20 protein-coding genes and 2 pseudogenes are annotated in these 21,753 nt (G+C 62.2%); 10 read left to right on the top strand and 12 right to left on the bottom strand.

Annotated features, from left to right (window positions below; all coding sequences use genetic code 11):
- Window positions 1-135: 135 nt before the first annotated feature.
- The 6 genes from urtA to NKI85_RS20830 all read left to right on the top strand — a co-directional run bounded on the left by urtA (window position 136) and on the right by NKI85_RS20830 (window position 6,297).
- Entirely contained in the window at window positions 136-1,446 is a 1,311-nt protein-coding gene (gene urtA, locus NKI85_RS20855) for an urea ABC transporter substrate-binding protein (RefSeq protein ID WP_352523455.1), read from the top strand.
- Window positions 1,447-1,546: 100 nt separating this feature from the next.
- Window positions 1,547-3,163, top strand: a complete 1,617-nt coding sequence (gene urtB / locus NKI85_RS20850; protein WP_352523457.1) for an urea ABC transporter permease subunit UrtB — start codon at window positions 1,547-1,549, stop codon at window positions 3,161-3,163.
- A complete protein-coding gene (gene urtC, locus NKI85_RS20845) occupies window positions 3,160-4,392 on the top strand; it encodes an urea ABC transporter permease subunit UrtC (RefSeq protein WP_352523459.1) in 1,233 nt (410 codons plus the stop codon). Before urtB ends, urtC begins: the two co-directional genes overlap by 4 nt.
- 7 nt (window positions 4,393-4,399) lie before the next feature.
- The gene (urtD, locus tag NKI85_RS20840) at window positions 4,400-5,146 is read left to right on the top strand and encodes an urea ABC transporter ATP-binding protein UrtD (RefSeq protein ID WP_352777719.1); all 747 of its coding nucleotides are present in this window, start codon (window positions 4,400-4,402) and stop codon (window positions 5,144-5,146) included.
- Between the two features lie 70 nt (window positions 5,147-5,216).
- On the top strand, window positions 5,217-5,912 hold the full coding sequence (gene urtE / locus NKI85_RS20835; protein WP_006202038.1) for an urea ABC transporter ATP-binding subunit UrtE: 696 nt from the start codon (window positions 5,217-5,219) through the stop codon (window positions 5,910-5,912).
- A 208-nt stretch (window positions 5,913-6,120) separates the two neighbouring features.
- Window positions 6,121-6,297 carry a hypothetical protein gene (locus NKI85_RS20830; protein WP_352523462.1) on the top strand — a complete coding sequence of 59 codons (177 nt, stop codon included), beginning with the start codon at window positions 6,121-6,123 and terminating at the stop codon, window positions 6,295-6,297.
- A 38-nt stretch (window positions 6,298-6,335) separates the two neighbouring features.
- Here NKI85_RS20830 and NKI85_RS20825 read toward each other — a convergent pair whose 3' ends face one another.
- The 9 genes and pseudogenes from NKI85_RS20825 to NKI85_RS20785 all read right to left on the bottom strand — a co-directional run bounded on the left by NKI85_RS20825 (window position 6,336) and on the right by NKI85_RS20785 (window position 14,793).
- Window positions 6,336-7,487, bottom strand: a complete 1,152-nt coding sequence (locus NKI85_RS20825; protein ID WP_352523463.1) for a GGDEF domain-containing protein — start codon at window positions 7,485-7,487, stop codon at window positions 6,336-6,338.
- 96 nt (window positions 7,488-7,583) lie between these two features.
- Window positions 7,584-8,390 (bottom strand): DUF72 domain-containing protein, encoded by an 807-nt coding sequence (locus NKI85_RS20820; RefSeq protein ID WP_352777716.1) that lies wholly within the window; start codon window positions 8,388-8,390, stop codon window positions 7,584-7,586.
- 24 nt (window positions 8,391-8,414) lie between these two features.
- A pseudogene (locus NKI85_RS20815) lies at window positions 8,415-8,883 on the bottom strand (GNAT family N-acetyltransferase).
- Between the two features lie 34 nt (window positions 8,884-8,917).
- A complete protein-coding gene (gene uvrA / locus NKI85_RS20810) occupies window positions 8,918-11,839 on the bottom strand; it encodes an excinuclease ABC subunit UvrA (protein WP_352777714.1) in 2,922 nt (973 codons plus the stop codon).
- Window positions 11,840-12,539: 700 nt separating this feature from the next.
- Window positions 12,540-12,836: a hypothetical protein gene (locus tag NKI85_RS20805; RefSeq protein WP_502896088.1), complete on the bottom strand. Its 297-nt coding sequence runs from the start codon at window positions 12,834-12,836 to the stop codon at window positions 12,540-12,542.
- A gap of 97 nt (window positions 12,837-12,933) precedes the next feature.
- Entirely contained in the window at window positions 12,934-13,539 is a 606-nt protein-coding gene (locus NKI85_RS20800) for an ATP-dependent Clp protease proteolytic subunit (RefSeq protein ID WP_254817374.1), read from the bottom strand.
- Between the two features lie 26 nt (window positions 13,540-13,565).
- A complete protein-coding gene (locus tag NKI85_RS20795) occupies window positions 13,566-14,075 on the bottom strand; it encodes an SRPBCC family protein (protein WP_352777710.1) in 510 nt (169 codons plus the stop codon).
- Window positions 14,072-14,386 (bottom strand): ArsR/SmtB family transcription factor, encoded by a 315-nt coding sequence (locus NKI85_RS20790; RefSeq protein WP_292653450.1) that lies wholly within the window; start codon window positions 14,384-14,386, stop codon window positions 14,072-14,074. The genes NKI85_RS20795 and NKI85_RS20790 overlap by 4 nt, the downstream gene beginning before the upstream one ends.
- 80 nt (window positions 14,387-14,466) lie before the next feature.
- Window positions 14,467-14,793, bottom strand: a complete 327-nt coding sequence (locus NKI85_RS20785) for a cupin domain-containing protein (RefSeq protein ID WP_352777709.1) — start codon at window positions 14,791-14,793, stop codon at window positions 14,467-14,469.
- 272 nt (window positions 14,794-15,065) lie between these two features.
- Here NKI85_RS20785 and NKI85_RS20780 point away from each other — a divergent pair, with 272 nt between their 5' ends.
- Window positions 15,066-15,575 carry a single-stranded DNA-binding protein gene (locus NKI85_RS20780; protein ID WP_352777708.1) on the top strand — a complete coding sequence of 170 codons (510 nt, stop codon included), beginning with the start codon at window positions 15,066-15,068 and terminating at the stop codon, window positions 15,573-15,575.
- A 123-nt stretch (window positions 15,576-15,698) separates the two neighbouring features.
- Window positions 15,699-16,121, top strand: coding sequence for an OsmC family protein (locus NKI85_RS20775; RefSeq protein ID WP_352523475.1), 423 nt, complete (start codon window positions 15,699-15,701; stop codon window positions 16,119-16,121).
- A gap of 9 nt (window positions 16,122-16,130) precedes the next feature.
- On the opposite strand, the gene NKI85_RS20770 is transcribed toward NKI85_RS20775, so the two are convergent.
- The 3 genes and pseudogenes from NKI85_RS20770 to NKI85_RS20760 all read right to left on the bottom strand — a co-directional run bounded on the left by NKI85_RS20770 (window position 16,131) and on the right by NKI85_RS20760 (window position 17,818).
- Window positions 16,131-16,760, bottom strand: coding sequence for a MarC family protein (locus NKI85_RS20770; RefSeq protein WP_352777706.1), 630 nt, complete (start codon window positions 16,758-16,760; stop codon window positions 16,131-16,133).
- 115 nt (window positions 16,761-16,875) lie between these two features.
- A pseudogene (locus NKI85_RS20765) lies at window positions 16,876-17,255 on the bottom strand (VOC family protein).
- Window positions 17,256-17,287: 32 nt separating this feature from the next.
- On the bottom strand, window positions 17,288-17,818 hold the full coding sequence (locus NKI85_RS20760; protein WP_352777704.1) for a hypothetical protein: 531 nt from the start codon (window positions 17,816-17,818) through the stop codon (window positions 17,288-17,290).
- Between the two features lie 85 nt (window positions 17,819-17,903).
- Between NKI85_RS20760 and NKI85_RS20755 the strand changes: the two genes are divergently transcribed.
- Window positions 17,904-18,731, top strand: a complete 828-nt coding sequence (locus NKI85_RS20755; RefSeq protein WP_352523849.1) for a helix-turn-helix transcriptional regulator — start codon at window positions 17,904-17,906, stop codon at window positions 18,729-18,731.
- Between the two features lie 148 nt (window positions 18,732-18,879).
- On the top strand, window positions 18,880-21,732 hold the full coding sequence (gene gyrA / locus NKI85_RS20750; RefSeq protein ID WP_352777702.1) for a DNA gyrase subunit A: 2,853 nt from the start codon (window positions 18,880-18,882) through the stop codon (window positions 21,730-21,732).
- Window positions 21,733-21,753: the final 21 nt, after the last annotated feature.

Genomic DNA, 21,753 nt, shown 5'->3' with positions numbered 1-21,753 from the left:
TTCATCTTCTGCGGCTAATATATTAACCCGCTGATAGGGCTGGGAAATCTCAATTCCTCCGATCTTGCTCCCGTGATTGGCACAGCCGTTGCATGGTCTGTTCCGATGCAGTTAACCAGTTTGGGAGTTAAAAGTATGAGGGGCAGTTTCTCGACAATAACAAAAATGTTTTCGGCCGGCGTGGTCACGGCCGGCTTGCTGATGAGCGTTCCCGCCAGGGCGGCCGACGACACCATCAAGGTCGGCATCCTCCATTCGCTGTCGGGAACCATGGCGATCTCGGAGACGACGCTGAAGGACGCCATGCTGATGCTCATCGAAGAGCAGAATGCCAAGGGCGGCCTGCTCGGCAAGAAGCTCGAGGCGGTGGTCGTCGATCCGGCTTCGAACTGGCCGCTGTTCGCCGAAAAGGCGCGCGAGCTGATCTCGAAGGACAAGGTCGCGGCGGTGTTCGGCTGCTGGACCTCGGTGTCGCGCAAATCGGTGCTGCCGGTGTTCAGCGAGCTCGACAACATCCTGTTCTACCCGGTCCAGTATGAGGGTGAGGAAAGCGAGCGCAACGTGTTCTACACCGGTGCGGCGCCGAACCAGCAGGCCATTCCGGCCGTCGATTATCTGATGAGTGAGGATGGCGGTTCGGTGAAGCGCTGGGTGCTCGAAGGCACCGACTATGTCTATCCGCGCACCACCAACAAGATCCTCGAAGCCTATCTGAAGGCGAAGGGCGTTGCTGCCGAAGACATCATGGTCAACTACACGCCGTTCGGCTTCTCCGACTGGCAGACCGAAGTCTCGGCGATCAAGAAGTTCGGTTCGGCCGGCAAGAAGACCGCGGTGGTCTCGACCGTCAACGGCGACGCCAACGTGCCGTTCTACAAGGAACTCGGCAACCAGGGCATCAAGGCCGAGGACATTCCGGTCATGGCCTTCTCGGTCGGTGAGGAAGAGCTTGCCGGTCTCGACACCGCGCCTCTGGTCGGCCATCTCGCCGCCTGGAATTATTTCGAGAGCGTCGATACGCCCGAGAACGAGAAGTTCATCGCCGACTGGCACAAATTCATCAAGAACGACAAGCGCACCACCAACGACCCGATGGAAGCCCACTATATCGGCTTCAACATGTGGGTGAAGGCAGTCGAGAAGGCCGGTACCACCGATCCGGACAAGGTCATCGACGCCATGATCGGCATCTCGGTGCCGAACCTGACCGGCGGCTATTCGACCATGATGCCGAACCATCACATCACCAAGCCGGTGCTGATCGGCGAAATCCAGGCCGACGGCCAGTTCGAAACCGTCTCGCAGACGCCGGGCCTGGTGATGGGCGACGAATGGTCCGACTATCTGCCTGATTCCAAGGACCTGATCTCCGATTGGCGCGCGCCTCTGTCCTGCGGCAACTTCAATGTTGCCACCGGCAAATGCGGCGGCAAGGGAACCAACTGATCCTCCCGGTCTGTCCTCCCAGACCGCAAAGCCTCCGGGCGGGCTCGTCCTCCAGCCTGCCCGGAGGCGACATTCAACCTCCAAGAGCCACCAGAAACCGATGATCCTGATCCGCGCGATTGGCCTGATGCTGCTCCTCCTCCTTGGAATGCTGCTGCCGTCGAACGCCAGCGAAGCCGATCTGCGCGCGGTCGTCGCCAAACTCGCCACCGCCTCCAATTTTTCAGCGATCGAAGCCGTCGTGCGCGAGCTTGCGGCTTCCGGCGATCCGGCCGTAGAACGGCCGCTTGCCGCGCTTGCGGAGGGCAGCCTTTACGTCCGCAAGGCCGATTCACTGGTCTTTGTCGGTAAGGAGAGCGGCGACAGCATCGAGCTGCTCGATGCGCTCACCGGCGAAAAATCGGGCGAAGCTGCCAAGACCGACATCACCAAGATCAAGGTCAACAACACGCTGCGCCGCGTCATCCGCGACGCGCTGGGGACGCTGACGCTTGGCTCCAAGGATTCCGCCGTGCGCATTGCCGCCGCCGACACCATGTTCAAGACGCCGGACGCGGCAAACATCGAGCCGCTCGACACCGCGATCGCCAATGAGAGCGTGGCAAGCGTCAAGGCGCTGCTCGAACAGGCCCGCGCAGCATCGGTTCTCGTTTCCGACAGGCCGGAGGCCGACAAACTGGCGGCGATCGCACTCATCGGTGCGCGCGGCGACCGCGATGCGGTGTCGCTGCTCACGTCGGTAGAGGCCAATTCCGAAGGTGCGGTGAAGGACGCGGCGACGGCGGCGATCGCCAACATCAATTCGACGCTGGCGCTGTGGGATGCCGGCCAGAACATCTGGTACGGCATATCGCTCGGATCGGTGCTGCTGCTGGCGGCGATCGGCCTCGCCATCACCTTCGGCGTCATGGGCGTGATCAACATGGCGCATGGCGAGATGGTCATGCTTGGCGCCTACACGACGTTTGTCGTGCAGGAGGTGATCCGCAATTCCTTTCCCGGCCTGTTCGACTGGTCGCTGGTCATCGCCCTGCCGCTGGCCTTCCTGGTAGCGGCGCTCGTCGGCCTTGTCATCGAGCGCGGGCTGATCCGCTTCCTCTATGGCCGGCCGCTGGAGACCCTGCTGGCGACGTGGGGTGTCTCGCTGATCCTGCAGCAGGCCGTGCGCACCATTTTCGGGCCGACCAACCAGGAGGTCGGCAACCCGTCCTGGATGTCCGGTTCGTTCGATATCGGTCAGCTTGCCGTGACCTGGAACCGGCTCTGGATCCTGGCTTTTGCGCTCGGCGTGTTCGCGGTGCTGCTCTACGTGATGAAACGCACACCCTGGGGGCTGCAGATGCGTGCCGTCACCGCCAATCGCCGCATGGCCGCCTCGATGGGCATCAGGACGCCGTGGGTCGACGCCCTGACCTTTGCATTGGGGTCGGGCATTGCCGGCATCGCCGGTGTCGCGCTCAGCCAGATCGACAACGTCTCGCCCAACCTTGGCCGCGGCTACATAATCGATAGCTTCATGGTCGTCGTCTTCGGCGGTGTCGGCAACCTTTGGGGCACGCTGGTCGGCGCCTTCTCGCTCGGCATCGTCAACAAGTTCCTCGAACCTTATGCCGGAGCAGTCCTCGGCAAGATCGTCGTCCTGGTGCTGATCATCCTGTTCATCCAGAAACGCCCGCGCGGCCTGTTTGCGCTCAAGGGCAGGTCGGTGGAAGCATGATCACGGGACGCTTCTTCGCCGCCGGCGCCGACCGCCGCATCGCCATCACGATCTTCATCCTGCTGGCGGTCGCCATCATCGTGCCGCTGCTCAACCTTGCGGTCTCGCCGACAAGTTCCTTCTACGTGCCATCCTATATCGTCGCGCTCACCGGCAAATATCTCTGCTACGCGCTGCTCGCTTTGGCGCTCGACCTCGTCTGGGGCTATTGCGGCATCCTCTCGCTCGGCCATGGCGCCTTTTTCGCGCTCGGCGGTTATGCGATGGGCATGTATCTGATGCGCCAGATCGGCTCGCGAGGCGTCTATGGCAATCCGCTGCTGCCGGATTTCATGGTGTTCCTGAACTACAAGGAATTGCCGTGGTTCTGGTATGGTTTCGACCATTTCTGGTTTGCCGCGGTCATGGTCCTTGCGGTGCCCGGCCTGCTCGCGTTCATCTTTGGCTGGTTCGCCTTCCGCAGCCGCGTCACCGGCGTCTATCTGTCGATCATCACCCAGGCGATGACCTATGCGCTGCTGCTTGCCTTTTTCCGCAACGACATGGGTTTCGGCGGCAATAACGGCCTGACCGATTTCAAGGACATTTTTGGCTTCAACGTGCAGGCCGACATGACGCGCTCGGCGCTGTTCGCGGCCAGCGCCGTCATGCTCGCGTCTGCCGTCTTCGTCACCTGGGCAATCGTCGGCTCCAAATACGGCAAGCTTTTGATGGCAGTCCGCGACGCCGAGAGCCGCACTCGCTTTCTCGGCTGGCGCGCGGAGAACGTCAAACTGTTCGCCTTCACCGTGTCGGCTGTCATGGCCGGCATCGCCGGCGCGCTTTACGTGCCGCAGGTCGGCATCATCAACCCGGGTGAGTTCGAACCGTCCAATTCGATCGAGGTGGTGGTATGGGCGGCAGTCGGCGGGCGCGGCACCATCGTCGGGCCGATCGTCGGCGCGCTTCTGGTCAATGCCGGTAAATCCTGGTTCACCGGCGTGCTGCCGGAGTTTTGGCTGTTTGCGCTGGGCGGGCTGTTTGTCGCCGTCACGCTGTTCCTGCCCAAGGGCATCATCGGCATGTGGGATTCCTGGCGCGGCAATGCCAAGGCGATGCGGGCAGCCTCGGTCGCCGAGGAAGCCGGCATCGATCCCGACGCGCCGGTGCCGCCGAAAACCGATCGCTCGGCGGCAAGAAAGCCGGGCGACTGGTCGGCCTCCGGCGCCGAACCGCAGCCTGCGGAGTGAAGGCCTGATGTCGAAGAGCAATACCATCCTCTATCTCGACGGCGTTTCGGTTTCCTTCGATGGTTTTCGCGCCATCAACAATCTGTCGCTGGTGCTCGACAAGGGCGAGATGCGGGCGATCATCGGCCCCAACGGCGCTGGCAAGACGACGATGATGGACATCGTCACCGGCAAGACGCGGCCCGATGCGGGCGAAGTTTTCTTCGACGGCGAGGTCGATCTGACCAAACACGATGAGGCCAAGATCGCCATGATGGGCATCGGCCGTAAATTCCAGAAGCCGACCGTCTTCGAAAGCCATACGATCGAGGACAATCTGATGCTGGCGCTGAAAGGCCCGCGTTCGATTTTCCCGGCGCTGTTCCATCGCCGCTCGGCCGTCGAGGCGCGGCAGATCGACGACATTCTCGGCATCATCCGGCTTGGCGACAAGCGCGACGAGCTCGCCGCCAGTTTGAGCCATGGCCAAAAGCAATGGCTCGAGATCGGCATGCTGCTCGCGCAGGATCCGAAGCTGCTCCTCGTCGACGAACCTGTCGCCGGCATGACCGACGCCGAGACCGAGGAAACCGCGCGGTTGCTTAGGGATATCGCGCGCGACCATTCGGTCATCGTCGTCGAGCACGACATGCATTTCGTGCGCGAGCTCGGCGTCAAAGTTACCTGCCTGCACGAAGGCTCGGTGCTTTCCGAGGGCTCGCTCGACTTCGTTTCGGCCGACGAACGTGTCGTCGAAGTCTATCTGGGGAGATGAGCATGGTCTGGCGGGTTCCGTTCCATCATTTCGACCTTTCGTTCTTCAGGCGTTGGAGAAAGCGCTGATCATGCTCGAAGTCTCCAATGCCACGCTACATTACGGCGCCGCCCAGGCGCTGCGCGGCGTCTCGCTGAAAGCCGGCGCCGGCAAGATCACCTGCGTGCTCGGCCGCAATGGCGTCGGCAAGACCAGTTTGATGAGATCGATCGTCGGCCATCACCGGCTGACGAGCGGAAGCGTTGCCTTCGAGGGGAAGGCGCTCGACCGGAGCGCGGCGTATGATCGCGCCCGGTCGGGCATCGCATTCGTGCCGCAGGGCAGGGAGATCTTTCCGCTGCTTACGGTGCGGGAAAACCTCGAATCGGGCTTCGCGCCGCTGAAGCGCGCCGACCGCAACATTCCCGGTCACGTCTTCGAGCTGTTTCCGGTGCTGAAGCAGATGCTCGGTCGCAGGGGCGGTGACCTTTCCGGCGGCCAGCAGCAGCAGCTTGCCATCGGCAGGGCACTGGTGATGCGGCCGAAGCTGCTGGTGCTCGACGAACCGACCGAGGGCATCCAGCCGTCGATCATCAAGGACATCGGCCGCGCCATCCGCTATCTGCGCGACCAGGCCGGCATCGCCGTGCTTTTGGTCGAACAGTATCTCGATTTCTGCCGGGAATTGGCTGATGAGGTCAACATCATGGACCGCGGCCAGATCGTCCATACCGGCCCGGCCGAGGATCTCGACCGCGCGGATGTCCGCAAATTCCTGACTGTCTGAATTCTTATTGATTCTATTACTTTGCAACCCTGGCGCGCCGAAGATTGCATGCTAGGCTTTGCTTGGCCTTGGTGAGTCGGCCGCTTTCCGTATCAGTCTCAATTGGCAGATCAGAGGAAGGTGCGGGCCGCGCCATCACGCTTCATGCGAGCGGCTTCCTTCCTGCGATCTGACTGTTATTTCAACTTTTCGGGCATCAGGGAAGCTGATGGAACGTTACGTCGAGGACTACCAGAAACGACGGCTCACGGAGCGCGTCGACATCATGACCGCCATCAACATTTTGAAATCTCACGGATACGACCACGACGAGCTGATCGCGGAGATCACCAAGGTCTTCTACGTCGATCTCGATGCCTACAATGAGATCGTCATGGCGGCATGAGGACTAGCTGAGGCCGATTACCCTGTGCTGCCGAGCGGCTAGCCTGCCAGTCGGAGCGTGGCGGCCGCGACGCGGTTGCGACCGCCGCGCTTGGCGGCATAGAGCGCCTTGTCGGCGGCACTGAGCACCTTGTCGAAACTCATGCCGTCCTTGCTGCCGAAAGCGTATCCGGCGCTGACCGTACATGTCAGCGGACGGGTTTCGGTCGCAATGACGCGGGCAGCGAAGGCGGTACGTATACGCTCGGCGGTGAATTCCACTGTTTCGGGCAGGGTCCGCTTCAGAGCCAGCGCGAATTCCTCTCCGCCCAAGCGCGCGGCGACATCGGTCGGGCGAAGATTCTCGAGCAGTTCCTCGGCGAACACTTTCAGCACCTGATCGCCCGTGGCGTGGCCGAATTCGTCGTTGATGGCCTTGAAACCGTCGATGTCGAACACGACCACTGCCGTGAACGCCCCGATCGGGGCGCCGCCATTGAGATCGAACAGGGCACGCCGGTTGAGAAGGCCGGTCAGCGGATCGGTCAGTGCATCCAGACGGTGATGCCGGGCTAGACGGCCTTGGTTGAGCGCCAGCGAAAGGGCGCCGATGCCTGTCATGCCGGCAATGACGATGACGAGGCTCAGATCCTCGGCCCAGTTGCTCGGCGCATGTCCAAGAATCAGCTTCCCGTCCCACGCAAGAGCCATGGCACACAGCACGAAGGACATGGCCGTGGTCGAGTAGAGCGCGGCGAGGCCGATGATCGGGACGGGGGCTTCAGCGCGCCCGATCCAGTACTGATAGGCCGTTGCAAACAAAAGCAGGGCGGCAAGAAGATTTTCGAACATGAAGCCGAGACCGTCATAGCCGAACGCCATCGGCGGCAGCGCCAGGGCAAGCGAGATGCAACTGCCGCGAACCGTCAGCGGGATCGGCGACCGGCCGGTTCTGAACTGATAGGCGGCGCCCAGTATGGTCGAGAACCCAACCAGGAGCAGGGCAAACGTCGCGATGCCGAGGATGCGTCCGGGCGTCTCGATATAGTCCTCGTAGATGAAAACGTCGCCGACGATCAACAAAGCGCTAATCGCCCATGTCAGCAGGAACTTTTCGGTTCGCGCGGTCAGCCAGATGCCGAACAGCGTCAGGCTCAGGCAGGCGGCGGAAAAACCGACAGCCAGCAGAAGTGAGTGGTAGTCGAGCGACATGCCCTAACCCGCGGCTGCCCTAGCTCCGCGGATTCATGCAGCAAGGAGGTATCGATAAGGTTACGATGGTGATGAAGATGTCACAATTCGGGGTCGTCAGCCCGTGACCCGCTTCATCAGCGCCATGGCGCCGAATGGAGCGCGGACCTTGCCCTCGGTGATGAAGTAGACGAACACGTCGCGTGGCTTGACCGGCGCGTCCGTCGAAGGATCGGCGCGCGGCAGGTCGGCGGGAACCTTGCCTTCCGCCCAGACCTTTGCCCGGGCTGCCCATTCGTCGAGCCCGTTCGGCGTGTAGCAGTCGGGATTGTCGTCGCTGCCGGTCTGCAGCCGGGCATAGACGAAGTCGCCGGTAACGTCGGCGATCGCTGGATATTTGGCATGGTCGGCATAGACGACCGCGACGTTGTATTTGCGGGCCAGCGCGGCGAATTCCGGCACGACGAAGCTATCGTTGCGCACCTCGACCGCGTGGCGCAGCCCAACGCCGTCCTGCTTTTCCGGCAACAGCTTGAGGAAGGCTTCGAAATCGTCCGGGTCGAATTTTTTGGTCGGCGCGAACTGCCACAGGATCGGCCCGAGCTTGTCGCCAAGTGCTGCGACACCCGACCCGAGAAAGCGCATCACCGATTCGCCGGCCTCGCCGAGCACGCGACGGTTGGTGACGAAGCGGTTGCCCTTCAGCGAATAGACGAAACCGTCCGGCGCCTCGTTGGCCCATTTGACGAAGGTCGGTTCCTTGAAGCTCGAATAATAGGTGCCGTTGACCTCGATGGTCGGCACCTGCCGGCTGGCATAATGCAGCTGCTTGGCCTTCGACAATTTGTCCGGGTAGAAGGACGTGTCCCACGGCTCGAAGGTCCAGCCGCCCATGCCGGCGCGGATTGTTCCTGATTGAGTCATTGTCGTCCTCCCGGTTTGAAAAGATCAGGCGATGGCGGTCGTCTGGACGGCTTTGGCCATGTCGACGATCGTCCATCCTGGCCGGTATGGATTGGGCCGACGACCCGTTTCGCGAAAGCCATGGGCTTTGTACAGTGCGATGTTCCGTTCCATCCTGGCATTGGTATAGAGCCGCACCTCGGGCAAGCTCCACAGGCGGGTCTGTTCCTCGGCCCAGTTGAGCAGCGCGACGCCGAAACCCTTGCCTTGAAAGGCCGGCGCGACGGCGACGCTGAAGATCATCGTATGGTCTGGGTGCCGTTCGAGAACGACCAGGCCGGCCGGCTGTCCATCTTGCTCTGAAAGCCAGACCTCGCCGCGTTCGATGCGCAGCGCATAGTCTTCGGTGACAGGGATCGGTGGCGCCGAGCAAGGCGGTGTAGGGCGCGTAGGCGGCGCCGGTCAGCCGGACGACAGCATCAAAATCACCGGCAAACGCTCTTCTGATCTTCATTTGAAGGTTCTTCCAAACGCTAGCCAGTCCTCATTCACTCCGCCGCTTCGCGCTTACCCCCGGGCCTTCGTTCCAGCAACTCCCTCAGGAACTGCCCGGTATAGCTGCGTTTTTCGCGGGCGATGTCCTCCGGCGTGCCGGACGCCACCAGCTCGCCGCCGCCGTCGCCGCCCTCGGGGCCGAGATCGAGTACCCAGTCGGCGGTCTTGATCACCTCGAGATTGTGCTCGATGACGACGACCGTGTTGCCTTGGTCGACCAGCTCGTGCAGCACTTCGAGCAGCTTGGCGACGTCGTGGAAATGCAGGCCGGTGGTCGGCTCGTCGAGGATGTAGAGCGTCTTGCCGGTCGCCTTGCGCGACAGTTCCTTGGCGAGCTTGATGCGCTGTGCCTCGCCGCCCGACAAAGTCGTCGCCTGCTGGCCGATATGGATGTAGCCGAGGCCGACCTGGTTCAACGTCTCCAGCTTGTCGCGCACGCCGGGCACGGCGGCGAAGAAATCGACGCCTTCCTCGACCGTCATGTCGAGCACATCGGCGATCGACTTGCCCTTGAACAGGACGTCGAGCGTCTCGCGGTTGTAGCGCTTGCCGTGGCAGACGTCGCAGGTGACGTAGACGTCGGGCAGGAAGTGCATTTCGATCTTGATGACGCCGTCGCCCTGGCACGCCTCGCAGCGGCCGCCCTTGACGTTGAACGAGAAGCGCCCCGGCTGGTAGCCGCGCGCCTTGGCTTCCGGCAGGCCGGCGAACCAGTCGCGGATCGGCGTGAAGGCGCCGGTATAGGTGGCGGGATTGGAGCGCGGGGTGCGCCCGATCGGCGACTGGTCGATGTCGATGACCTTGTCGAGGAATTCCAGCCCCTCGATGCGGTCGTGCTCGGCCGGATGCTCGCGCGAGCCCATGATGCGGCGCGACGCCGCCTTGAACAAGGTCTCGATCAGGAAGGTCGACTTGCCGCCGCCGGACACGCCGGTGACCGCGGTAAAGGTGCCGAGCGGAAGTTCGGCGGTGACGTTCTTCAGATTGTTGCCGCGTGCGCCGACGATCTTCAGCCGCCGGTTCTTCTTGGCCTCACGCCGCACCGAAGGCGCCGCCACTTCGAGTTCGCCAGACAGGTATTTGCCGGTGATCGAGGCGGGGGTGGCCATGATCTGCTGCGGCGTCCCCTGGGCGATGATGTGGCCGCCATGGATGCCGGCAGCCGGGCCCATGTCGACGACATAGTCGGCATGCAGGATGGCGTCCTCGTCATGCTCGACGACGATCACCGTGTTGCCGATGTCGCGCAGATGCTTCAGCGTGTCGAGCAGGCGGGCATTGTCGCGCTGGTGCAGGCCGATCGACGGCTCGTCCAGCACGTAGAGGACGCCGGTCAGGCCGGAGCCGATCTGCGAGGCGAGGCGAATGCGCTGGCTTTCGCCGCCCGACAGCGTGCCGGAGTTGCGCGACAGCGTCAGATAGTCAAGCCCGACATCGTTGAGGAAGCGCAGCCGCTCGCGGATCTCCTTGAGCACGCGCACCGCAATCTCGTTCTGCTTGTCGTTGAGGGAAGCAGGCAGATCGGTGAACCACTGGTCGGCCTTGCGGATCGACAGCTCGGTGACCTCGCCGATGTGCTTGCCGGCGATCTTGACCGCGAGCGCCTCCGGCTTCAGCCGATAGCCGCGGCAGGCCGGGCAAGGCGTGGCCGACATGAAACGCTCGATCTCCTCGCGCATCCAGGCTGATTCGGTTTCCTTCCAGCGGCGCTCGAGATTGGGAATGACGCCCTCGAAGGTCTTGGTCGTCTTGTAAGAGCGCAGGCCGTCATCATAGTGGAAGGTGATTTCGCGCTCGCCGGTGCCGTGCAGGATGGCTTGCTTTGCCTCCTCGCTCAAATCCTTGAACTTGTCGCCAAGCTTGAAGCCATAGGCAACGCCCAGCGCTTCCAGCGTCTGCGCATAATAGGGCGAGGTCGACTTCGCCCACGGGCTGACGGCGCCGGCACGCAGCGAGACATTCTCGTCGGGCACGACCAGGCTGGCGTCGATGGCGCGCTGGCTGCCGAGACCGTCACAGGTCGGGCAGGCGCCGAACGGATTGTTGAACGAGAACAGCCTGGGCTCGATCTCGGGAATGGTGAAGCCGGATACCGGGCAGGCGAACTTTTCCGAGAACAGCATGCGCTCATGCGTCTCGTTCTTCGACTTGTTGACCGAATCCTCGCCGGTTCGGCTGGCGTCGAGCGGCTTGTCGGCGAACTCGGCCACCGCCAGTCCGTCGGCCAGCTTCAGCGCGGTCTCGATGGAGTCGGCGAGCCGCGTCGCCAGATCGCCGCGCACGACGATGCGGTCGACGACGACGTCGATGTCGTGCTTGTACTTTTTGTCCAGCGCCGGGACGTCGGCGATCTCATAGAAGACGCCGTCGACCTTGACGCGCTGAAAGCCCTTCTTCTGCAGCTCGAGCAGTTCCTTGCGGTACTCGCCTTTGCGGCCGCGCACCATCGGCGCCAGAATGAACAGCCGGGTGCCTTCCTCGACCGCAAGCACCCGGTCGACCATCTGCGAAACCGTCTGGCTCTCGATCGGCAGGCCGGTGGCCGGCGAATAGGGGATGCCGACGCGGGCGAACAAAAGCCGCATATAATCGTAGATCTCGGTGACAGTGCCGACCGTCGAACGCGGGTTCTTCGAGGTGGTCTTCTGCTCGATGGAGATGGCCGGCGACAGGCCGTCGATCTGGTCGACGTCCGGCTTCTGCATCATTTCGAGGAATTGCCGTGCATAGGCCGAAAGGCTCTCGACATAGCGGCGCTGGCCTTCGGCATAGATGGTGTCGAAGGCAAGCGACGACTTGCCGGACCCCGACAGCCCGGTCATGACGATCAGGCTGTCACGCGGCAGGTCGAGATCGACATTCTTCAGATTGTGTTCGCGTGCCCCGCGAATGGAAAGATATTTATGGTCGGCCATCGCCGGTCGCCGCCTCAGAATCTGGAATTCGTGGGATGGGCGGGTTTTCCCGACCACCCCCTATGTAGGTAATTTCGCCGCCTTTTCGAGAGACGCCACAACTCTCGACCAAAGCGTTTAACCGTCTTTCGCGCGAACGGGCAAGCGGAAAGAACAAAGGCCGAACACGCTCCTGACAAAAGCTGCCCGTGCAGCCGGCTTCACAAAGCGTCTCGCGATCACATTTTTCGGTAAATCGGCTATTCAAGGTTGACGTCCCTGCGCCATGGGGGCAGACTCCAAACGTCAACGAAGCCGGCCGTCTTTCGATGGCCTCGCGGCCTAGGGCCAGCCTGCGAAACGCTGCAGGGTATGCGATGAGCGCTTCGATGACGACAGTCACAACGAACAGAAGGAGAGCAGAGGCATGACTCCACCGGATAGTTCCTTGAGGCTCCACGTGTCGCTGGAGCCGCGGCAGGTATAAGTGGCCAGGGTCAGGCGTTTTCGCCGCCCGCTAAACGTTGATCTGCCGATCCCCACAAAAATCAGAGACTGCTAGTCGGATCGTCGGCTGAACGCCGCGAAGCATCCGAAATAAAAAGCCGGCAGTACACTCCCGGCAATTTGGATTTCAGATCCAAGAAGCCCCGTCAGTTGCAAAAGCAATGGCGGGGCTGTTCGTTTGAGGCGCAACGATTGTGGTGCATACCAGGCGAACTTACCGGCTGGAGGGCCTGATCCCGCCGGTAGCGACATCGATGGTTATGCTACCGGAAATCCGAACATCGGTATCGCCGATCTTGAACGTGCCGTTGCCGCTGCTGGGAACCGCGTCGTCGGGCTCGGGCTGCGGGGCTGGCTCGGCGATGCGATATTCACTGGTCACACCGGGCAGGGCGCCCTTTTGCGAAGACGTCGAATTATCTTGGGCAAATGCCGTGCCGACCAGCATGTTCGTGCCGGCAATGGCGACGGCGGCAAAGCGCAATATGCTGGATGAACGGCAGGCGATCATCGCCGGACTATAATGCCGCGATAGCGGCAGGACCAGACCGGCGGCGCTGAATTGCGGGCGCTCAATCGCCGCAGTTCCGTCCGCCGGCTCCGCTCGTTCACGCGGCCTGTTTGCGAGTGTCGAAAACATGGTCGACAAGGCCCCAATCCTTGGCCTCCTGGGCGGTCATGAAAAAGTCGCGGTCGAGCGTGCGTTCCACTTCTTCGTAGGTGCGGCCGCAATGGTGGGCGTAAAGATCGGTCATGCGCCGCTTGGTGCGAAGGATGCCCTCGGCATGGCGCTGGATGTCGGAGGCTTGGCCCTGGAAACCGCCGAGAGGCTGATGCAGCACGATGCTGGTGTTGGGCAGCGCGATACGCCGCCCCGGCGTGCCCGCCATCAAAAGGAACGAGGCCATCGAGGCGGCGAAGCCCATACAAACGGTGGAGACCGGGCAGCTGATGTACTGCATCGTGTCGTAGATGGCGAAACCGCTGGTCACCACGCCGCCCGGCGAGTTGATGTAGAGCGAGACCTCCTTGTCGGGATTGTCGGATTCCAGCGACAGAAGCTGGGCGCAGACCAGCGCCGAGGTGCCGTCATCGATCGGCCCGTTGATGAAGACGATGCGCTCGCGCAGCAGCCGCGAAAATATGTCGAAGGCGCGTTCGCCGCGGCTCGACTGCTCGATCACCATTGGGACCAGGTTGGCAAGGCCGCTCATCGTTTCTCTCCGTTGACTATTGTCGTTCAGGCCGCGCGCCGGAAGAGGCGCGGGGTGTTTGCGGCGATCTGCTTGTGGCTGGGATTGCTTGCTTCAAACGAAAGCCTGCAGCCGGCGCCTGCCATCGCGATCTCTGGCATCGCTGCCCGGGCAAAACCATCATGGACGATGCGCAGATGCGTGCCCCCGGAAACGGTGCGGTCGAGCGTAAAGGTGACGATGCTGTCGATTGGGCTGTCCGTTGGACTGTCGAGCGGGGCCTGCGCATCGCCGGGCGCCGGCCGTTCCCGCCAGGAATACCGCAGCAGGCGTCCGGGATCCGCGTCGAGGATTTCGCACTCGATCGGCGCCTCCGGCGTTTTAAAGGCAAAGCGGCTACCGATTTCGGGCTTTATGTCGTTCGGCATCATCCAGGCCGCGAGCAGGTGCGGCACTGTCAACGCCCGCCACACCTTTTCCGGCGGGTCGGGCAACTCGCACTCGAACTCGATCTTGTCTGCCGCCATTTCCGCGTGTTCTTTGCCTCGGCTGGTCATTGGTCCATATCCTTCAAAACCGTCTTGAGCCTTTCAATGCGCTCTGGCCAGAATGCACGGTAGCGTTCGATCCAGCCGAGCAGCGGCGCAAGCCCCTTCGGATCGGCGCGGTAATAGGCGTTGCGGCCAGCCCGTCGCTCGACCACAAGGCCGGCGCCGCGCAGCACGGCCAGATGCTGCGATACCGCCGGCTGCGATACCGGCATGCCAGTGCGCAGTTCCGACACCGTCATCTCGCCGTCGGCGAGCCGCTCATAGACGGCGCGACGCGTTGGATCGGCCAGCGCCCGAAAAATCTCTGCTTCGATCATGCCGAAAGCATAAGTCGATACTTATCGGTTTGGCAAGCGAAGTTTTTTAAGACAAGCGGTGTTTTAAGACAGGCGAGGTTTTACAAACTCTCTGGGAGCCAGCGTCTCACCATGTCGGGGGATCCGTTGAACGTCGCCTCGAAAACTGGCGACGCGAGCACGGCATGGATATGAAGCATTTCGGAGCCGACGTTTCGGAAGCCATGTTGCCTGCGCGCGGCAACAACAAGCGACTGTCCAGCAGTCAAGACGAGATGCTCTTCGTCGATCCACATCTCGGCCTTGCCAGCGATGACGGTAAGCACTTCCTCGACCCGGTGCCAATGTGTCGGGGCGCCAACCGCCGGTTCGACCCATTGTTCAAATATGCAAAGTTGAGTTGCGCCGTTGCGGGCCGAGACATGCATGCGGGTCTTTACTCCCGCTCGCCATTCTTCTTGCGGCTGGTCGTCGTGCGCAATCATCTTCATTGCGTTCGCCTCGATCTCATGGTTCGTGGAAATTCGACGCCAAGACACTACTTGTTACTGACAACTATTGACAGTGCAGGGCCTTTAGCCTAGAACGAAAAGAGAACAAAAACCTTGTGGGAAAAGGCAGCCACGGCAGGCGGGGATCGTCCGCAGCCTGTAAGGTGCAGCGACAAAAGTTTGGTTTCGGATAAGCGCGGAGAAGTGTCATGGCGGGTAGCGTCAACAAGGTCATTCTGGTGGGCAACCTCGGGGCGGACCCTGAAATCCGCCGCCTGAATTCGGGTGACCCGGTCGTCAACATCCGCATCGCCACCTCGGAAAGCTGGCGCGACAAGACGTCAGGAGAGCGCAAGGAAAAGACCGAGTGGCACAATGTCGTGATCTTCAACGACCAGATCGCCAAGGTGGCCGAGCAGTATCTGAAGAAGGGCATGAAGGTCTATGTCGAGGGCCAGCTGCAGACGCGCAAGTGGCAGGACCAGACCGGCAATGACCGCTATACGACCGAGGTCGTGCTGCAGAAATTCCGCGGCGAGCTGCAGATGCTCGATGCGCGGGGCGAGGGCGGCGGCCAGGTCGGCAACTATGCCGGTGGTGGTGCGAGCCGCGGTTCCGATTTCGGCCAGTCCGGCCCCGGCGAAAGTTTCAATCGCGGCGGACCCAACAAGGGCGGCGGTGGTTCGTCGCGCGAGCTGGACGACGAAATCCCGTTCTGATTTCTCGGGGCGGACTACCCTTACGGCGAAAAACGCCGGCTACTTGGCCACGAATTGGCGTCCTGAAAATCTGTCTTGGATTTTCGGGACGCTGTGCGTTTGAGCGGTGAAAGGACGTATCAAGTGAAAGCACGGGTCAAATGGGTCGAGGAGCGCACTTTCGTCGGCGAGTCCGCCAGTGGGCACAAGCTGGTCCTAGGTACTGCGTTGGGACCGGAAGGCAAGACGCCGGGGCCGAGCCCAATGGAACTGGTGCTGATCGGCACCGGCGGCTGTTCGGCCTATGACGTGGTCCATATCCTCGAAAAGGGGCGCGAGGCGGTCGAAGATTGCGTGGTCGAACTCGATGCTGATCGCGCAGAAGCCGATCCCAGGGTGTTCACCCGCATCCACATGCATTTCGTCGTCAAGGGCCGGGCGCTGTCGCACGACAAGGTGAAGCGGGCTATCGAGCTTTCGATCCAAAAATACTGCTCGGCCTCGGCAATGATGGCCAAGACCGCCGTGATCACCCACGACTTCGAAGTCATTGAGACGGCAAAGTAAGACAGTTTCCTACGTCGCCATCAGCGCCTTGATGCCATCGGCGACGAACTGTACGGCGAGCGCCGCCAGGATGACGCCCAGCAGCCTTGTCAGGATCGAACGGCCAGTTTGGCCAAGGATACGGTCGATGCGCTCTGACAGCACGAACACCAGATAGGTGATGACAAGGCAGATCGCGATGATGCCGACAAGGGCTGCCTGTGCGCCAAAACCCTGAAACGAGCTTGAGAGCAGAACGGTCGCCGAAATCGCGCCGGGACCGGCAATAAGCGGGATCGCCAGCGGAAAGGCGGCGATGTTGTGGATCATGTCCCTGGTGATGGCGACGTCGCCGATCTTCTCCTTGCGGTCCTGCCGGCGCTCGAACACCATTTCGAAGGCGATGAAGAACAGCAGGAAGCCGCCGGCGACGCGGAAGGCCGGCAGGGTGATGCCGAACACCGACAGGATCGACGCACCGGCGACGGCAAACAGCGCCATCACCAGGAAAGCAATGATCGAGGCGCGCACGGAGACCTGGTTGCGCTCCTCGCGGTTCATGCCGCGGGTCACGGCGAGGAAAAGCGGCGCCAGGCCAGGCGGGTCGATGGTCACGAGAATGGTGACGAAGGCGTTGAACAGGCTGTCGAAGCTCGGCATCTCTGACCCTCCCCGCCGGGCCGTGCCCGAATACTGGCATTGGTAGAGCAAAGCAGGGTTAGTGGAAACCGTTTGAGCTGCGGGAATTCGGCAACCTTGATGGGGTAGGATGAGCCTAGCCGGCCGCTCCGCAATAGGCCTCGATGCGATAGCCGTCCAGGTCGATAACAAAGGCGGCGTAGTAATTTTCGCCATAGCCGGCGCGCAGGCCAGGTGTGCCATTGTCGCTGCCTCCTGCACGCAAGGCGCCCGCATGGAAGGCATCGACGTTGCTCCGCGTCGGCGCCGCAAAGCAGAAATGCAGGCCGGACTCGCCGTCTGCTGAAACCGGGCGCTGAGCCTCGTTCACCCACACAGCGCAACACCTTGCGCGCCATAGCCGAGCGAGCCCGGCGACTGGCTGAGACAGGTATAGCCGAGCGGCTTCAGCGCGGCATCGTAGAAACGCTTGGAGGCGTCGGTATCGCGGACACCTATTGAAACATGGTCAAGCATGGTTTTCTCCTTTTTTACAATGTATTGGGCTGTCAAGTGTCGGCTGTTCTGTGGGCCAGAAACTCGACCTCGAGACGCCAGGTGGCGCCGTCGTCCTGCGAGCGCTCGCCCAGCCAGCGGAAGGAATTTCCGGTGATCTGGGAAAAGCTCCAGCGCACTGAAGCGCCGGTACCGTCTGCGCCCAATTGGACGATCGTATCGCCCTCGGCGCGGCCGAGCTGGCGGCTGTAATACTGGCTGCGCGGATCGCTCCAGAAGATGTGCCAGGCATCGACGCCGGGGTCGTAGACGCGCAACGTCGTGCCGTAGAAGGTCCATTTACCGAGCGAAGGCGAGGCACCTGCGTCACGGGCGGGCAGGATCCACACGTCCTGGATCGCCCGGCCCTCCAGGACCCAGCCGAAATGCACCTCGCCGCGCCCGGTCAGCACCGAACCGTCCTCGAGATGGCGTGTGGCATCGAATGTCCAGGCGCCGACGAAACGGCCGTAAAGGTCCAGTTTTTCGGCAAGGGCCGGTGCGGGCCCATCGCTGTGCAAGGCTTTGGCAAAAGAATTGGACATGGCTTCGCTCTCATCGTGTCAGGAGACCGGCAGGCATAGTGACTGACAGTGTTCTGCGCTTGGGAAAAATTGCTATCTTTCGGTGATGACGACGAGCGCGCATAGGCTGGCGTCGGGCCGAGGCTGGCAGGTGTCGGATGTCATCTGCACCGCCAGTGCCGCCGACAGGCCATTCGAGGAGGAGCATCGGGATTTCTGCGTCGCCGCCGTCACCAGCGGCACCTTCCGTTATCGCGCGCGCCAGGGCACGGCGATGCTGGCGCCGGGGGCGCTCCTGCTCGGCAATCCCGGCACATGCTACGAGTGCGGCCACGAGCATGGCGCCGGCGACCGCTGCCTCTCCTTCCATTTCGGACCGGCCTATATGGAGCGGATCGTCGCCGACGTGCCGGGCGCGAAGCAGCTTGATTTCAGGATGCCGCGCCTGCCGCCATTGCCGGCGCTGGTGCCGCTGCTCGCCGAAGCAGAGGCGGCGCGCGAGATGGCCGACACCGGCGCCTTCGAGGAATTCGCCCTGCGCATTGCCGGTGCGGCGGTGACAGCGGCTTGCGGCGCTACGGAAGGGCAACGCGCGCCGAGCCGCCGCGACCAGAAACGCATCGCCGAAGCGGTGCTGCGCATCGAAGTCGATGCCGACCGACCGATTTCGCTTGCCGAACTCGCCGATCAGACCGCCACCAGTCCTTACCATTTCCTGCGCACCTTCCGGCACGTTGCCGGCATGACGCCCTACCAGTTCCTGCTGCGGACCCGGCTGCACAAGGCCGCCGTGCGGTTGCGGACGTCAGATCAGGCGATTTCGGCGATCGCCTTTGCGGCGGGATTCAACGATCTATCGACCTTCAACCGCCGTTTCCGGCGGCTGATGGGCGAGACGCCGGGTACTTATCGCGCCCGCCGGCGACGCTCGTGAAAGGGTGCCACGGCCATATCGTCGCAATTGGTGTATCCTTTTGAATTTGCCGCTAAAAACGACACTGGAAAACTGCCGCGATTGTTGGAGTTTCGGGCCGGCTTCCTATATAAGCACCAAGTGATTCCTGATTAGATTGTGATCCGATTTGACCGACCAAAAGACACCGCGCGGCGCCGACGGCGGCCCCACCGGCATCGAGCCGATATCCATCATCGAGGAGATGCAGCGCTCCTATCTCGATTACGCCATGAGCGTGATCGTCAGCCGTGCGCTGCCGGACGTGCGCGACGGCCTTAAGCCGGTGCATCGCCGCATCCTCTACGCCGCCTATGAGAGCGGCTATCACTGGAACCGCAAATATGTGAAATCGGCACGCCCGGTCGCCGACGTGATGGGTAAATACCATCCGCATGGCGACGCCTCGATTTATGACGCTTTGGTGCGCATGGCGCAGGATTGGTCGCTGCGCGTTCCGCTGATCGACGGGCAAGGCAATTTCGGCTCGATCGACGGCGATCCGCCGGCGGCGATGCGCTACACAGAATCGCGGCTGACCAAGGTCGCGCATGAGTTGCTGGAAGACATCGACAAGGACACCGTCGATTTCCAGGACACTTATGATGCGTCCGGCAGCGAACCGAAAGTCCTGCCGGCGCGCTTCCCGAACCTGCTGGTCAACGGCTCCGGCGGTATCGCCGTCGGCATGGCCACCAACATCCCGCCGCACAATCTGGGCGAGGTCTGCAACGGCGCCATTGCCCTCATCGACAATCCGGCGATCGATCTGCCGGCGCTGATGGAGATCATTCCTGGACCGGATTTCCCGACCGGCGGCATCGTGCTCGGCCGTTCCGGCATCTACAGTGCCTATTCGACCGGCCGCGGTTCGATCGTCATGCGCGGCCGTGTCAATATTGAGCAACGCGGCAACGACCGTGAATCGATCATCATCACCGAGGTTCCCTATCAGGTGAACAAGTCGTCGATGATCGAGAAGATGGCCGAGCTGGTGCGCGACAAGCGCATCGAGGGCATTTCCGACATCCGCGACGAGAGCGACCGCCAGGGCTACCGCGTCGTCATCGAACTGAAGCGCGACGCGGTCGCCGACGTCATCCTCAACCAGCTCTATCGCTTCACCCCGCTGCAGACGTCCTTCGGCGCCAATATGGTGGCGCTGAACGGCGGCAAGCCAGAATTGCTGACGCTGACCGACATGCTGAAGGCGTTCGTCGCCTTCCGTGAGGACGTGATCAGCCGGCGCACGAAATTCCTGCTGCGCAAGGCGCGCGACCGCGCCCATGTGCTGGTCGGCCTTGCCATCGCCGTCGCCAATATCGATGAAGTCATCAAGCTGATCCGCACCGCGCCGGATCCGCAGACGGCGCGCGAGCAGTTGATGGAGCGGCGCTGGCCTTCGGGCGACGTGGAATCGCTGATCCTTTTGATCGACGATCCGCGCCACCGCATCAACGAGGACGGCACCTACAATCTATCCGAGGAGCAGGCCCGCGCCATCCTCGAACTGCGTCTGCAGCGCCTGACCGCGCTCGGCCGCGACGAGATCGCCGACGAGTTGAACACGATCGGCGACGAGATCAAGGATTACCTGGACATCCTGTCGTCCCGCGCCCGCATCCAGCAGATCGTCAAGGACGAGCTCATCGCCGTGCGCGACGAGTTCGGCACGCCGCGCCGCACCGAGCTCGCCGAGGGCGGGGCGGACATGGAAGACGAGGACCTGATCCAGCGCGAAGACATGGTCGTCACCGTCAGCCATTCCGGCTATATCAAGCGCGTGCCGCTGTCGCTCTACCGGGCGCAGCGCCGCGGCGGCAAGGGCCGCTCCGGCATGTCGACCAAGGAAGAGGATTTCGTCACCCGGCTGTTCGTCGCCAACACACACACGCCGGTGCTGTTCTTCTCCTCGCGTGGCATCGTCTACAAGGAAAAGGTCTGGCGCCTGCCGATCGGCAACCCGCAGTCACGCGGCAAGGCGCTGATCAACATGCTGCCGCTCGAACAGGGCGAGCGCATCACCACCATCATGCCGCTGCCTGAGGATGAGACGAGCTGGGGCGAGCTCGACGTGATGTTCGCCACCACGCGCGGCACCGTGCGTCGCAACAAGCTTTCCGACTTCGTCCAGGTCAACCGCAACGGCAAGATCGCCATGAAGCTGGACGAGGAAGGCGACGAGATCCTCGGCGTCGAGACCTGCACCGACAATGATGACGTGCTTTTGACAGCAAGTTCCGGCCAGTGCATTCGCTTTCCGGTCAGCGACGTACGCGTCTTCCAAAGCCGCAATTCGGTCGGTGTGCGCGGCATCGTTATGGCCGATGGCGACCGGGTGATCTCGATGGCGGTGATCGAGCACGTCGATGCGCCGCCGGCCGAGCGCGCCGCCTATCTCAAGCGGGTGGTGGCTGAACGCCGGCTCGCCGCCGACATTGCGGCCAGCGAGGAGGAAGAGATTCAGCTTACCAATGAGGAGGTCGGCGAAGAGGCGGAGCTTTCCGACGAGCGCTACGAATTCCTCAAGGCGCATGAGCAGTTCGTGTTGACGGTGACGGAATATGGCTACGGCAAGCGTTCGTCGTCGTACGATTTCCGTCTGACCGGTCGCGGCGGCAAGGGTATCCGCGCCACCGACGTTTCGAAAACAGCCGAAATCGGCCGTCTGGTGGCGACCTTCCCGGTCGGCAATGACGATCAGATCATGCTGGTTTCGGATGGCGGCACCGTCATTCGCGTCCCGGTCAACGGCATTCGTTTCGCCAGCCGCGCCACCAAAGGCGTTACCATCTTCAATACCGCAGAGGGCGAGAAGGTCGTGTCGGTGGAGCGGATTTCGGAGCCGCAAGCGGACGAAGAGATCGAAGAGAGTGTCGAGGCTGAAGGTGGCGCTGCTACCGATGCGGAAGGTGGGGAGCCTGACACAACAACGTCGAGTGAGTTGCCACGACAATGCCAGCCCGATAGGTCGGCCCGATAGGTCGGCGTTGTCAACAAACAA

It is taken from the genome of Mesorhizobium sp. M0571, assembly GCF_040320985.1.
In the GTDB taxonomy this organism is placed as follows: Bacteria; Pseudomonadota; Alphaproteobacteria; order Rhizobiales; family Rhizobiaceae; genus Mesorhizobium.
This window is presented reverse-complemented; position numbering and strand designations above follow the sequence as displayed.